Source organism: Microcoleus anatoxicus, assembly GCF_042465725.1.
Classification (GTDB): Bacteria; Cyanobacteriota; Cyanobacteriia; order Cyanobacteriales; family Microcoleaceae; genus Microcoleus; species Microcoleus anatoxicus.
In genome coordinates this window covers 782875-796617 of the sequence record NZ_CP120853.1, presented here as the reverse complement: position 1 = coordinate 796617, position 13743 = coordinate 782875, and the positions used below count along the sequence as shown (strand labels likewise).

The window sequence follows — 13743 nt, the reverse complement described above, 5'->3', positions numbered from 1 at the left end:
GGTGAGTATTTCAAATATCAACTTATTGCTTAACCTATGGCATTAATTAATTTTTAACTTCAGGCGCACTTTGCCGCCTACTCCTGCGGGTGGTTTCCAGGAAGTTAAAGCTTCCTGGAGATGCTTAATTGGCTCAGCGGCTTGTAGCGTCGAGGCTCCATAGTCGATCGCCACTCGCACCACCCGGCCATCTTGTACCCACAATTCCCAAACCGTCTCCCCACTAACCCCAGTCGGTAACATCACAGATTGCAGGTATTGAGTCAAAGCAGCAATAGCCGACACATCCAACCCTTCGACACTAGCTATTTGCAAAGGAGAAGTGCTTGGCTGCTGGGGTTTCGCCACTTCCTGAAGTGGTGCCGATCGTGCTTCCCGGCGAGTTGGGTTGACACGGGAACCACCGCCTCTAGTTTGCCCGATCGCCTCATCCGACTCAAAAATACCTTCATAGCTCATCCCCTGTGGCAGTTCTACAGGCACTTGTACTCGCCGACGCGATCCATCTGGTTCCACCCGGACTTCTTCGCTGACAGCCACAAACGCGGTGTATTCCGACAGCAAGCCATAGGTCAAAGCAGTATTAGTCACTGATTCCACCAGAGATTTAGTCTCGCCACCAAACATTTGATTCATCAAATCCTGAATCCGCGATCGACCCCAAAGTTGAGCGATCGCCAGATTGCCAAAATCCAGATTAGTCGTGACAACTGAATTTGACTCCCGTTGGCGAACATTGACAGAAGGAGCAAAATTCACGGGTAAAATCTGCTCGTAAACTTTACCGTCAGCTTCAGTGCCGCGGATACGAATTTGGCCACTGGTGCGATCGTTCTGCCGGCCAAACAAAACTAGCGGTGCACTAGCAAACAAATCTGGCACCACCTGGGGATAAATCTCCGCTTTTTCCCCCATTCCTTCCCAACTAATTTGAATATTCGTCAATACCGGACTGTTAATTTGGCGAAAAAACTTTTCTGCTGCGGCCTCCGTCGGTTCATCTTGACGAACTACTTGAGATGTGCCTCTTCCCACTTGGGCCAAACGGTTAAGCAAAAACCGATTTACAGAACCGCCCACACCAAAACTATAGAGTCGATTTCCCGGTTTGAGACTCCGTTGCACCTGGTCGATCGCTTCTTTTTCATTGCCAATATAACCATCAGTAATTAGTACAATACTCCGCAACCTTCCGGTTTCGGGAGCCGGAAAATTCATCACTGTTCGGATGCCATTGAGCAATTCCGTACCGCCGTTAGCTTGCAATTTGGCAATATAATCAATAGCTTTTTGTCGATTGAGCTGAGTATTGGCTAAAGGAGTGGGTGAAAGTGCTTTAGCAGTATTGGCAAAATCAATAATTGTAAAAGTATCCTGGGGATTTAAACCTTGAATAAAACGGCGCATCAATTCCTGGGATTTTGCTAGCGGTTCTCCCTGTTGAGAACCGGAAGTATCCATCAGAAACACGACATCTTTGGGTACAATTTGATTGGCTTTGTAATTTAATGCCGGAATCAGATAAGCCGCAAAATGACCGCCTCGCTTGTCAGCTTGAGTCAGGACTGCTGCCTGGGTGTTTTCTCCAGCTACTTGATAGCGCAAAATTAAATCTTTATTGGGGATTGTATCAGAATTGGCTAATTGGACTTGCACAATATTGCCGCTGCGAGCCGTGGTAATTTGATGAGAAGTAGAGCGGACATGGCTAATCGGAATTCCGCTATCTATTTCTACATTCACAGCGATATCGTGACCCGATCGCGTTCCCGGAGGCACTACAGGCGGGTTAATGCGATCGGCATCGGTATTAACCGCCCCCTGCCTGGTTAAAGGGGGGTTGGGGGGGGTCAGATTTCTGGGAATATAGCGAGGCCCCACCACCATGGGAAACACAAATTCATAATCGCCTCCCTCAAACTTGAGACTTTCGGTGTAGCGAATGGTAACTTCTATTTGCTCTCCGGGTTTGATATTTGCCAGAGACTGAGTAAAAATATTGTCCCGTTCTTGTTCCAACAAACCCGCTGTTCTGCCTTGGGTTCGAGCTTTTTCGTAAATTTCCAAAGCTTCGTCTCGTCGTTTGATATCAGATTTGATAGTTCGTGAGCCGATTTTAATTTCCATATCATCCACCGCCGCTTCGTCAGGTAAAGGAAACACATAAACAGCTTCCAAAGGTTCGGTGAAAGAATTTTCAAACTTCTGAACAACTTCGACGCGGGAGATATTGCCGGCAATTTTAGCTTTAACTTGAGTTTGTTTGAGCCCAAAGACTTGTTCCTGGCCCGGATTTTGACTTGGGACGAACAAACCGCCGACGGGACACCGACTTTGGGGCGAGTATCCGTCGCTACGGCAGTTAACCTCATTTCTAGCCAGGAGTTGTGGTGATGCAGCAGCAGAATGTCCCCCAAGAGCGATCGCCCTTGCTCTATGGGGAGCCAGCCACGCGCTACACTCGATCGCAGCCAGGAGTGCCATACCAGCAGAAAGCAACCGTTGGGCAGATAAAACACAGACAAACTTCATAGCAATTTTTTTAGCAGACTGGAAATGCTCTATATACCATGACCTTAACCTTCGCGAAACGTTCCTGAGTCAGGGATGTGCCAAAAATTACCGACTATGGCTCATGGGGCGATCGAGTCAAACCTACAAAATTCTATCTTTCATAAAAACCTCACGGTATGCGGGAAACTCAGCGTCTTTAGACCTGAGAGGGAAGCGACACGGGCGGTTTTAACCGCCGTGTTCTTTCTGGTAAAATTAGAGAGCAAGTAGGGACAACCATCTACGTGTTGAGACATTCTAGTACGGAGAAATCCAGGCTCCCCTGAAACAACGGTTAAAGGTAACTTTGACGGCAGTATGACGAGCAAGGAGCAAACAATGGCAGATTGTTGAGCGTACCGCGACTTGGCTGAGTGATGGACTCTGAAAACGCAAAAGCAAAAGTAGACAGGAAGTTAGGTGTAGACCTAATCTGACTGGGTAGACGGTGCTTGACGACCGTAGCGAGAGTGAGACTTTGGACATTACCAAAAGCTACTCTGTCAGCAGAATCGAGCGTGTCTTTAGACCGCTTGAGTGTCAACAATTACAGTCCTGGACGCAGGGGGATTCAAAAACCCGGTTTCTGCGTGAATATTTGTCGAAAAAAAGGACTATTTTTAGAAGAAACCGGGTTTTTTGCGTCCACGACTAAATTAGACAATTAAATAGCTGTACCCACCGCAGATTCAAAAAATACTCCATGAATGCTGGACAATTTGGTTTTTAGCTTTTAGATTTGAGTGTTACCTTAAGCAAAAACATCTAAAGTCAAAAGTCTTATGAGCAAATTTGTGTTTGTGACCGGCGGTGTCGTTTCCAGCATCGGTAAGGGAATAGTCGCTGCTTCCTTGGGGCGCTTGTTGAAGTCCCGCGGCTATTCTGTCTCCATTCTGAAGCTAGACCCTTATATTAACGTTGACCCCGGCACTCTCAGCCCGTTTCAGCACGGGGAGGTGTTCGTGACTCAAGACGGTGCAGAAACCGATCTGGATTTGGGTCATTACGAGCGTTTTACCGATACATCCATGTCACGGCTCAACAGTGTCACCACGGGGTCGATTTATCAAGCGGTGATTAATAAAGAACGCCGTGGCGAGTATCACGGGAGTACGGTGCAGGTGATTCCCCACATCACTAACGAGATTAAAGAGCGCATTCACCGAGTTGCACAAAATACCAATCCCGATGTGGTAATTACGGAAATTGGCGGCACGGTGGGAGATATTGAATCCCTGCCGTTTTTGGAGGCAATTCGCCAGTTTCGCAAGGATGTCCGCCGCCAAAATGTTGTGTATATGCACGTCACGTTGATACCTTGGATTCCTTCGGCTGGGGAGATGAAAACTAAACCGACTCAGCATTCGGTGAAGGAATTGCGCTCGATCGGCATTCAACCTGATATTTTGGTCTGTAGGTGCGATCGTCCCCTGTCCTTGGGCATGAAAGAAAAACTATCGGAATTCTGCAACGTACCCGAAGAATGCGTCATCACGGCTCAAGATGCCAAAAGTATCTACGAAGTGCCACTGATGATGGAAAACGAAGGTTTGGCAGAACAAACCATCAATTTGCTGCAACTCGAACATCGCCAACCCGATTTGACTCAGTGGGAAACTTTAGTCAAGCGACTCTACAGCCCCAGTCACAAAATTGATATTGCTTTAGTCGGCAAATACGTGCGGTTGAACGACGCTTATCTTTCCGTCGTGGAAGCCTTGCGGCACGCAGCAATCTCCATCGGTAGTGACGTCAATTTACGCTGGATTAACTCAGAAGATTTAGAATCGGGAAATATAGAAAATTATCTCACCGGTATCAACGGCATTGTTGTACCCGGAGGTTTTGGAATTCGCGGAGTAGACGGCAAAATAGCAGCCATCCAATACGCCAAACAGCACAAAATTCCCTTTTTGGGATTGTGTTTAGGAATGCAGTGTGCTGTGATTGAGTGGGCTCGCAACACCGCCCAACTAGAAAATGCCAACAGTGCCGAGTTTGACCCCAATACCACAAATCCAGTGATTAACTTATTGCCAGAACAGCAAGATGTGATAGATTTGGGCGGAACAATGCGACTGGGTTTATATCCGTGTCGCGTCAACCCAGACACCCTAGCATTCAAACTTTACCACCAACAAGTGATTTACGAGAGACATCGGCACCGCTACGAATTTAACAACGCCTATCGCCATCTTTTCCTAGAGTCAGGTTATGCTATTTCGGGAACATCTCCCGACGGCCGCTTGGTAGAAATGATCGAATTACCAAGCCATCCATTTTTCATCGCCAGCCAATTTCACCCAGAATTCCAATCTCGACCCAGCTCCCCTCACCCATTATTTCAGGGATTCATGGAGGCTGCGAGCCTCCAGGGAAAGCATGATTTTCCCGAAGCACAGGCCCTCGATTGGGTTCCCGAAAAAGTTGCAGGAACCACATGAGCTGCCACGCATCTAATTTGACCATCAAGTTTGATAAGATTTTTGTAGGAAAGTTGTTCTGAGCAACTCCGAAGCAGAATCAAGGAATATTTAGATGCGTGACGGCGGATGTGACACATTATTAATATATTTTCAGCGAAAAACCTAACCCCACTCCCAACCCTAGTAGGGATCGGGGTTAAGCATAAGGATGTGAAAATGCTAATATTCTCTAATGTTGAGTCAAGCTCTATGGGGTTAGATTTCAAAATAGATTTTTTTAACTCTTGTTACATACCAGGAAACGGAGGTTTCAGGAGGTGTTGTGGCTTACTGGATTAAATTAATTTATGAGAAAAATTCTTACATAATCGACCTGGACACTATTAGTGCTTTTTCTAAGGAACTGGATAATAACAGGATCGCATTTTGGCTGCCTCATAGCAGTCAGCCGATTATCCTCAATCCCCACGGTAATTCTGATGCTTACAGGCAAGTTATAGATTATCTCAAAAAAACCATCGATCGCAATTCTCATAAATCCTGGGTCAAAATTAATTACGATCGCAAGGAATTTTCGATCGATTTGAGTCGAATTAGCTTTTTTGCTTGGGAACCTAATGGTCGGTTAACTTTTTGTTTACCAGACAGTGCACTTAATATTGTGCTCGCTCCCCACACTAATCCCCATGATTATCAAAAATTACAGGAATATATCAAAAATACAACGGGACTTTCGGGGCCATAATAAATAACCAATAACTAATGACTGGGGAATTTGTTATTTGTTGTTTGTTATTTGTTATTTGTTATTTGTTGTTTGTTGTTTGTTATACCAATTGCATAAAGTAGCGCTACATATCTACCCCCCCAACCCCCCCGAACTCGCGGGGGGGCTTTGAACTACATCTGTAGTAGGACTTTATGAAAATGGTATTATTTGTTGTTGGTTATTTGTTGTTTGTTGGAGTTAGCTATTAGGAGTAAAGCTGATATAATACTCATACATAATAGCTAATGACAACCAACAACTGACCACTAACCAATTCCAATCACCAATGACCAATCACCAATGACCAATTCCCAATCATATCAATTCCGGTTGTATCGGAATGATTTAACCGCGAAGGCGCGTTCGGCGAAGCCGTTCCCGTAGGGTAGGACGCGAAGGAAGAGAAGAGAGAGTTTAATAATTCCAATGAAGAGAGGATTTGATATTAGGAGTAAAGCTGATATAATACTCGTACATAATAGCTAATGACAACCAACAACTGACCACTAACCAATGCGCAATGACCAATTCCCAATCACCAATAACCAATAACCAATAACAATTAAATTACCTCCAAGCTAGTTTTGCTGCCCCTACCATCCCTGCTTGATTTCCCAATTCAGCTACCAATAACTGCAAATTTTCCCTAGAACTGGGGAGAACCCGTCGCTCTATTTCTGCTATAACCGCCGGGAAAAAAAACTCTGCACCTGCACTAATTCCGCCACCGATAATAATAGCTTCCGGCGTTAAAACATAAATGAGACTTGCCAAACCTATACCGAGATAACGACCATAATTTTGCCAATATTCTACAGCTTTGGCATCTCCCGATTTTGCTAAATTTGCTAATTCTAGCGGTTCTAAACCAGTTTCGCGACGAATTGCTTGCACTGAAACATACTGTTCTAAGGAACCACTATTGCCGCTGTTGCATTCCGGGCCATCGGGATTGATGGTAATTAATCCTAACTCGCCGGCGGCACCTTGATGACCTGAAAATAGTTTGCCATCTAGGATAACTGCACCCCCGACACCAGTGCCTAATGTTAGCAAAATTAGGTTTTTCCAGTGGCGGCCCGCACCTAACCAAGCTTCTCCTAATCCAGCACAGTTAGCGTCATTTGCTAATATGGTTGGCAGTCCGGTTTTGGCTTCTAACCAATCAGCTAGGGGGACGTTTTGCCAGTTTTTGAGGTTAATTGCGACTCTGGCTATTCTCCCAGTCACGTCTGCGGGGCCTGGGGTGCCGATGCCGATCGCCTTTACAGCATTTTCCACTGGATTAAGTTGAGAAATTGCGTCTACCATTGTCGCTAAAACCGCTTCTGGCGTTGCGGGTTGAGGCGTTGGTACTGTTAAGGATTGATGGCAAATTCCCTCGGCGCTGAATCTGCCGAGTTTGATGGCGGTGCCGCCTAAGTCAATGCCGATTACTTGTGTCATGGAGTTTGTGATTTTTAGTGTGATATTCTAACAAGCAATTGATATTTTTAGCAACTTATTCTTCCCCGTCAAAACCCAAACCATCTCCTATAAACACTGCTTCAATCACCATCCCCTTCTCACCATCATCCTCCTGGGGTGGTAGGGGAAATCTTGCTAATATCTCCTGACTAATTTTCCTCGAAACATTTCCTAATTCCCCGTCACGAATTCTACTCAATAACAGTAGCCGGCACGCCAATTCCTGAAGCGATGCAACTGATGAATTTGGATTCAGGTTGTCATCAATGTTCCTAGTCTCGATTTCCATCCTTTCGGAATCTACTGACTCGGCATTTGCTAACAAATTTTGGCCAAATCGACGCAGCCAAGTTGCTAATTCTGCATCTTTCAGACGTTTTGCTATCAGAAATCCGGCGACATCTCCTCTACTCCAACTTTGATTTACTCCTTCTAGAAGTTCCATGAATTTCGCCTCGTATTCTGTGTCTGTCAGGGTTGGTGGCTGGGGCTTTTCTGGTGTTGGGGGATTGGATGGTTGGGTTTTGAAGAGTCGCTGAATTAGTTGTTTGAGGAATTGCCAAATTTTGTTTAGCATTTGTGGGGTTTGGATATGGCGTGTATCTTTCTACTTTAAAAGTGGATAATATAGTTCTCCGGTTGAGTTGATGAAGCCGGCTCGATCGCCCGCCAAGTTTCCTGTTCCCATAAATACATCTACTCTACCGGCACCTTTAATTGCACCGCCTGTGTCTTGATCTAAAACGTACCGATTTACTTTGTTTTGTTCGAGTTTTCCTTCTGCATTGGGGTAGGGAAGTTTGGTACTAATGAGTGCTAGGGCCCCCGGTGGCATTAAGGATTTGTCGGTGGCGATCGACCTTTCGGCAGTTACTGGCACTCCAATGCTTCCTATGGCGGGAGATCCTTGAGTGTCCCGGAAGAATACAAAGCTTTGATTTTTTGGCAAATACTTGTTCATTTCTTCGGGGAAGTTGGCAAAATATTCTGTTAATTTTGGCAAGTTTAACTGTTCTAAAGTAAACTTTCCGTCTTTAACTAATTCTCGCCCAACTCCTGTATAACTGTGACTTGTTTTCCCGGCAAAACCCACTGTCATGACATCACCATCTGGGAGCTGCAATTTCGCAGAACCTTGGACGTGAATTAGAAATGCTTGGAAGCGATCGCGCAACCAAACTAATTCTAATCCGCGCAACAATCCTTTGCTTCCCTGCAAAGCATCTGCCCCTTCTAATTCCAATCTTGTCGGGTGAGGTTTTGGCCAAGACGCGATGTTTGGTGGCACGCGATAAAGGGGATATCGATATTCTGCTGTCTGGGTTCTTGAGGCGGCGTAAATAGGCTCAAAATAACCGGTAAATGCTACAGTGCCTTGCCCGTCTTTGCCGATGGATTTGTAAAATACAAATTCCCGCTTGACAGATTCTTGAAGTTGTGATGGGGTGGTAGAGTTGACAACTAATTGGCGAAAGCGATCGAGGGAACGGCGGACTCGATCGCGCGTAATTCCTGCTACTTGATACCGTCGGTAAACATTAGCTGCTGCTGCGCTATCGAGATAACCTAGGCTGTAGTCGATCGACTTTAATAACGAGGCTTTGTCTCCCGGTTTGCCCTCAACGCCCCAAATTTGAGCATCAAAGGCGATGGACTCCGATTCACTTGCTGATAGCTGAGTCAAACTCACTGGTTGTAGCGGGGAAACTGCCATCACGGGGGCATTAAAGGCGATCGCCAAAACGCAACAGGCGATCGTCAATAACTGATACCTAAAAATTTTACTCAATTTCCATCGTCCCTTATTCATCGTATCTTTCAACGCTAGAAGTAAAAATTGGTTCTACGCGAATTGCCTGAACACTGGTAGGACGAACCACCATGTATTCGCCTTGAATATTTTTGATCGGGACATTCAGAAATTCATTGGATTCCTGCTTGGGAACCAAAACAGTGCTGTACCACTTCTGAAAATCTTGCAGCGTTGAGAAACGGACTTCTTCACGGTGGCCGCCGCTCAGCAACAGATGCACGGAATATTCACTGGGAGTTCTGGGCATATTTGTATTTTAGAGTTGGGATTTTAAGCTTTTGGAACCATTCTATCTTTTACTGGACATCTGGCATCACTAAAATTTCGGAAATTTCAGACACTTAAAACTGACAGCAATTCGCCAACGCTGACCCAAGGGCGAAGTCGAACTATGCCTACCTCCCTCACAGACGATTTTGGAGGTGTTTCAGGGATTGGGGCACTCCCGGAATGACCCACGGCCAGCCAAGAAAGCGCGTTTTTCTCCCCATCTAGGGTTCCCTAGGTGCAGAAACTATCATTTTCGAGTTACCAAAACCCAATCATCAACTGTGCTCACCACTTGAACACGATCCAAATCTAGATGTTGAAACACCGGTTTTTCCAACAGGAAATAAGGTTGAGGGAGTGTTTGCCATTTCTGTTGTAGTGTCGGCGCGTCGGCGACAATCACTTGGTGTTCGCTGTAAAAATTCAGCGATGGACGGGGGCGGCGGTGAGATGTGAATACCTGTTTACCCGCGGGGGTTCCTTGGCGGACCATTTCGGCGATCGGCTTGACTGGATAATCCTCCGCCAGTTCCCAAACCCAGTTATTTGAGGCGAACAATACTAACAATGTCAAGTAAGTTCCCCAAATTAAAACTAATAGAAACTGTCGGTCTTTACGGTGCTGTAACCAGGCGGATAGGATGGTTGTCAAAGCTACAAACAGTAGCATTAACTGTAAATCTCCGTCTGGTGACGGCTGGCGATCGCCAAATTTTACCAAGCCACTGAAGTAAATGCAGCCCACAGTCGCAACTACAGCCATCACTCCAAAAATGGCGGGATGAGGCAACAAAGATACAGCATCAAAACGTTCCTCTACTTGTGCTTTTTCCGGTGCTTCTCCCATCGACATTTGTTCCCAAACTTCGGCTAAATAGCTGCCAACTGCTAGGGCCAAAGCTGGATATATTGGTAAAATATACCAAGGCAGTTTAGTATTCATCACCGAAATAGCTACCAGATAAACTCCACTCCAAACTAAAACTAATTTCGGTCCAGGAAAATTGCGATTTTCCCATGTTAAACGCAGTCCTTGCAGCCAAAATAATTGCCAGGGCCAAGCTGATTTGAAAATTTCTAAAACATAATACCAGGGTGGGGCTTTGTGACGCTCAACAGTTTCTAAAATGCGCCGGAATGATTGGTTGACTAAATTGGTGTTGATAAAGTCTTGGCCGTAGTGCACCCATTGGGCAAAATACCAAGCAGCTACTGGGAAAGTTCCGATCGCCAATCCGCCCCAAAGATACCCAGAAGTCAGGAGTCGCGGGGTATCCCAAACCAAGAAACAAAGGGCGATCGCCCCCAGTAGCAGCCCCAACATCACGCCCTTAGTCAAACAAATTAGTCCGAAGCCAATACCGGCGCCCAAAGCGTAGCGCAAATCCCGGCGCGATCGCAGCAAACACCAGATTGTCCCTAGCAAAAAACACAAAACAGCACCGTCTAGCATCGCTAAACGCCCGTGTCGCACCACTGGTAACAGCGTCAGATAAACTAAAGTCGAAAAAATGGCGATCGCCCGCTGGGGAAACAACTCCCTAGCAATGGCGTAAAGCAAAGGTACAGAAGTGGCTGTCAACATTGCGGGTATCAACCTCGCTGTCCATTCGCTAACACCGCCTAGGGCGAAACACAGCCCGATTAACCAGTGTACAAGGGGAGGCTTGTTCAAATAAGGCACTCCATCCAGGGTGGGATAAAGCCAATTTAAGTTACCGCGCCAGATTTCGCGACTCACCTGGGCTGCAATAGCTTCATCCCAATCCCGCAACGGCACCCCGCCTAGATTCAGCCCAAAAATTAGTGCAGCCGCCAACATCGCAGCCAACATCCACAGTTTGTCTGTATAGTGGTCGTTTAAGCGAATTTTGGGTTGGTGATTCCCCTGTGGAAACATTTCTGACATAAGTTTAAAAGAGTTATTGCAGATGTGGAAGTTGGATGGAAGTCGAAACAAGGAAGAAGTCCATGTGAAAAGGCAATAAAATCAATGGCTTCAGCACTTAAATAGCTCCTCAATGCAGAAAAATTTGGTATATTAGCGTCCAAAACTGAATGTAAACTTAGACAATAGTTATTTACGATAAGGCATTTTCCATGAATTTACCCGTAATCATAGATATTATCATCGGCTTAGTTTTTATCTACCTGAGTTTAAGCTTGCTAGCTTCAGAAATTCAGGAATTGATTGCTACTGTTTTGCAGTGGCGAGCCGAACATTTAAAAAAGTCCATCGAAGTGTTGATTGCTGGCGGTAACGAAGGTGTTCGGGATGAGGCTCAATTTCAGCTAGTCGGACGGTTAGCAAATTTGATTTACAGCAATCCGATAATTAACGATTTGAATCAGGGAGCGAAAGGCCCTCTCTCACAAGCATTCCGGTCTTTTAATCGCAGTTTAGGTACATTGTACCGTCGCATCACTGGTACCAAAAATGTGTTTGGAGATAAATCCAGTGGGCCTTCTTACATTCCCTCCGAAAGTTTTTCGAGCAGTCTTTTGGATACTTTAAAAATTCAGGAGCTGATGCAATCTATCACCGAGACTAGATTGGAAAGATTTAAAGACCTACAGTTGGCACAAATTAAAGTTATTGTGGATGGTCTCAATCTATCCGGGTCTACTAAACCGATTATCGAGCAAGAATTTTTGTGGTTGACTGACGAATTTAATCGCGTAGTTCAAGATTATAAAAATAATGTTACCACTTTAAAAAATAGTTTGGATAGAATGTCAGAAAAGCTCGGTTTTTATATTAAGGATTCTCAGGTATATTTGCCGGAATCTGAGCTGGAAGGGAGAGAATTTCAACGGCAGATGGGCTTTATTAAAACTAATTTTGACAGTGAATTTGAACGAGAAACACTGCGAAAGCAACTGCAACCGAGTTTAAGCAATGTTTTAAATACTATCAGGAAAGTCAGGAAAACTCAGCAGACTGTCACAGAAATTATGGAGGAGAAAGAAAATAGTCCGATTTATCAACAAATTCAAGCAACTGTTGATAGTATGCCAGAATCTCTGAAAAATAGTCTTTATATTTTAGCAGAGCGCGCACAAAAAGATGGGGGAGATACTCAGGAGCAGTTACAGCGGTTTCAGCGGGAAATTGAAATTTGGTTCGATCGCAGTATGGAGCGGGCTTCGGGGGTTTATAAGCGGAATTCTAGAGGGGTAGCTATTTTGCTCGGAACTGCGATCGCGATCGGTGCCAATGCTGATACTGTGAATATTATCAATCGGTTGTCCAAGGATTCGATGCTGCGCTCGACTGTGAATTTGTACGCTCAGCAGTTAGTTGAAAAGAATACTCCTGCAAAATTAGATAATTTAACAAATCTCACAAAAGTTCAAAATGAAGTAGGTATAGCTTTGGATAATTTAGCAGTACCTTTCGGCTGGAGTGAACCCAATAGATTAGAAATAGACCCCGAAGGAAATGTATTGTGGCCAGCTTTTTTGGCTAAAGTTTTCGGTTGGATATTGAGTGGGGTGGCTATTTCGATGGGAGCGGTTTTTTGGTTTGATGTGCTGAGCAAGATTATCAATATTCGCAATGCAGGTAAGAAACCACCTTCGACAGATGCTTGATCTAGCAATCCTAAATCATTTGTGAATTTCTTACTCCCTCCCCTTAATAAGGGGAGGGTTGGGGTGGGGTAAAAAAGTTTACGACTCATTTAGGACTGCTATATAGCATATTTCCCTTGTGCATTTTGCCAATTACTAGCGTCCCTCAAGACTGTTGACGGTTAACGCTTGACTTTTGACTGTTGACAGTCTCAGGTTTCAGTGAAATCACGGACAACAGAAATTCCGTGCGATCGCGGATGCACGGCCAAGAGAAATAGGCCAAAATGAAAGTTGGGTGTAATCACTAAGCTACGGGTAAAACACAGAATATTCAGATAGCCGATTTTCTATTATAAAATAATTCCCCATTGCCAGGAACATTTCACCTCACACAGCAAGTCTCTAGTCATAGATAGCAACACCCAAAGTGCTAAGGAGATTGTTAATTAATGATTTCAAGCTAATTCTAGCCACTTACAACTGCGCCGTACAACTCTGAGTTGAGATAACAGAGAACCAGAGTTCAGCCAGTTAAAAAAGTGGCATAGCTGACTGTTTGAAAAAGCCAACCAAATGTTTTTTGTATAGCGACCCGGTGGATGAAAGTAAGTCGGGTTTCAGCTTTTTAACTCATAGTTAACAGTCTGGTCAATAGAGCCGGAATCGATGTCTCAGAGCGCGATCGCACTTTATTGACAAGATTTACATATAGCCTCTCTATCAGACAGTATTGTGGGGTAAATCCCCCTGTGGCTGTCACCATCTGTGCCGATATTGGATACCTATTGTAGGATTTTAAAGGATAATTATTCACCCAAGGGACAGAAAAATGAACGCCAGTATTCGCAAGCATAAATAGTTATTAATAC

Annotated in this window: 9 protein-coding genes; 3 read left to right on the top strand and 6 right to left on the bottom strand. The window is 44.9% G+C overall.

The features are described from left to right. Positions 1–42 precede the first annotated feature (42 nt). Entirely contained in the window at positions 43–2532 is a 2490-nt protein-coding gene (locus P2A85_RS03315) for a VIT domain-containing protein (RefSeq protein ID WP_377477513.1), read from the bottom strand. Positions 2533–3335: 803 nt separating this feature from the next. Between P2A85_RS03315 and P2A85_RS03310 the strand changes: the two genes are divergently transcribed. Further along, complete coding sequence (locus tag P2A85_RS03310) at positions 3336–4997, top strand: CTP synthase (protein ID WP_341730997.1); 1662 nt, start codon at positions 3336–3338, stop codon at positions 4995–4997. A gap of 304 nt (positions 4998–5301) precedes the next feature. Beyond that, on the top strand, positions 5302–5724 hold the full coding sequence (locus P2A85_RS03305; protein ID WP_371119659.1) for a hypothetical protein: 423 nt from the start codon (positions 5302–5304) through the stop codon (positions 5722–5724). Positions 5725–6315: 591 nt separating this feature from the next. On the opposite strand, the gene P2A85_RS03300 is transcribed toward P2A85_RS03305, so the two are convergent. The 5 genes from P2A85_RS03300 to P2A85_RS03280 all read right to left on the bottom strand — a co-directional run bounded on the left by P2A85_RS03300 (position 6316) and on the right by P2A85_RS03280 (position 11207). Next, complete coding sequence (locus tag P2A85_RS03300; protein WP_377477512.1) at positions 6316–7194, bottom strand: ROK family protein; 879 nt, start codon at positions 7192–7194, stop codon at positions 6316–6318. A gap of 55 nt (positions 7195–7249) precedes the next feature. Continuing rightward, positions 7250–7792: a hypothetical protein gene (locus P2A85_RS03295; protein WP_371117578.1), complete on the bottom strand. Its 543-nt coding sequence runs from the start codon at positions 7790–7792 to the stop codon at positions 7250–7252. 30 nt (positions 7793–7822) lie between these two features. Beyond that, on the bottom strand, positions 7823–9025 hold the full coding sequence (locus tag P2A85_RS03290) for a murein transglycosylase A (protein ID WP_377477511.1): 1203 nt from the start codon (positions 9023–9025) through the stop codon (positions 7823–7825). Beyond that, complete coding sequence (locus P2A85_RS03285) at positions 9018–9275, bottom strand: hypothetical protein (protein WP_340518827.1); 258 nt, start codon at positions 9273–9275, stop codon at positions 9018–9020. Before P2A85_RS03285 ends, P2A85_RS03290 begins: the two co-directional genes overlap by 8 nt. Positions 9276–9545: 270 nt before the next feature. Beyond that, positions 9546–11207, bottom strand: a complete 1662-nt coding sequence (locus tag P2A85_RS03280) for an ArnT family glycosyltransferase (protein WP_377477510.1) — start codon at positions 11205–11207, stop codon at positions 9546–9548. 191 nt (positions 11208–11398) lie between these two features. Between P2A85_RS03280 and P2A85_RS03275 the strand changes: the two genes are divergently transcribed. Next, positions 11399–12892 (top strand): hypothetical protein, encoded by a 1494-nt coding sequence (locus tag P2A85_RS03275; RefSeq protein ID WP_377477509.1) that lies wholly within the window; start codon positions 11399–11401, stop codon positions 12890–12892. Positions 12893–13743 lie beyond the last annotated feature (851 nt).

Excerpts from the sequence above, each read along its gene's own strand:
- P2A85_RS03275 (WP_377477509.1), top strand. The coding sequence starts at position 11,399 with ATGAATTTACCCGTAATCATAGATATTATCATCGGCTTAGTTTTTATC.
- P2A85_RS03315 (WP_377477513.1), bottom strand. The coding sequence starts at position 2,532 with ATGAAGTTTGTCTGTGTTTTATCTGCCCAACGGTTGCTTTCTGCTGGT.
- P2A85_RS03290 (WP_377477511.1), bottom strand. The coding sequence starts at position 9,025 with ATGAATAAGGGACGATGGAAATTGAGTAAAATTTTTAGGTATCAGTTA.
- P2A85_RS03310 (WP_341730997.1), top strand. The coding sequence starts at position 3,336 with ATGAGCAAATTTGTGTTTGTGACCGGCGGTGTCGTTTCCAGCATCGGT.
- P2A85_RS03300 (WP_377477512.1), bottom strand. The coding sequence starts at position 7,194 with ATGACACAAGTAATCGGCATTGACTTAGGCGGCACCGCCATCAAACTC.
- P2A85_RS03285 (WP_340518827.1), bottom strand. The coding sequence starts at position 9,275 with ATGCCCAGAACTCCCAGTGAATATTCCGTGCATCTGTTGCTGAGCGGC.
- P2A85_RS03280 (WP_377477510.1), bottom strand. The coding sequence starts at position 11,207 with ATGTCAGAAATGTTTCCACAGGGGAATCACCAACCCAAAATTCGCTTA.
- P2A85_RS03295 (WP_371117578.1), bottom strand. The coding sequence starts at position 7,792 with ATGCTAAACAAAATTTGGCAATTCCTCAAACAACTAATTCAGCGACTC.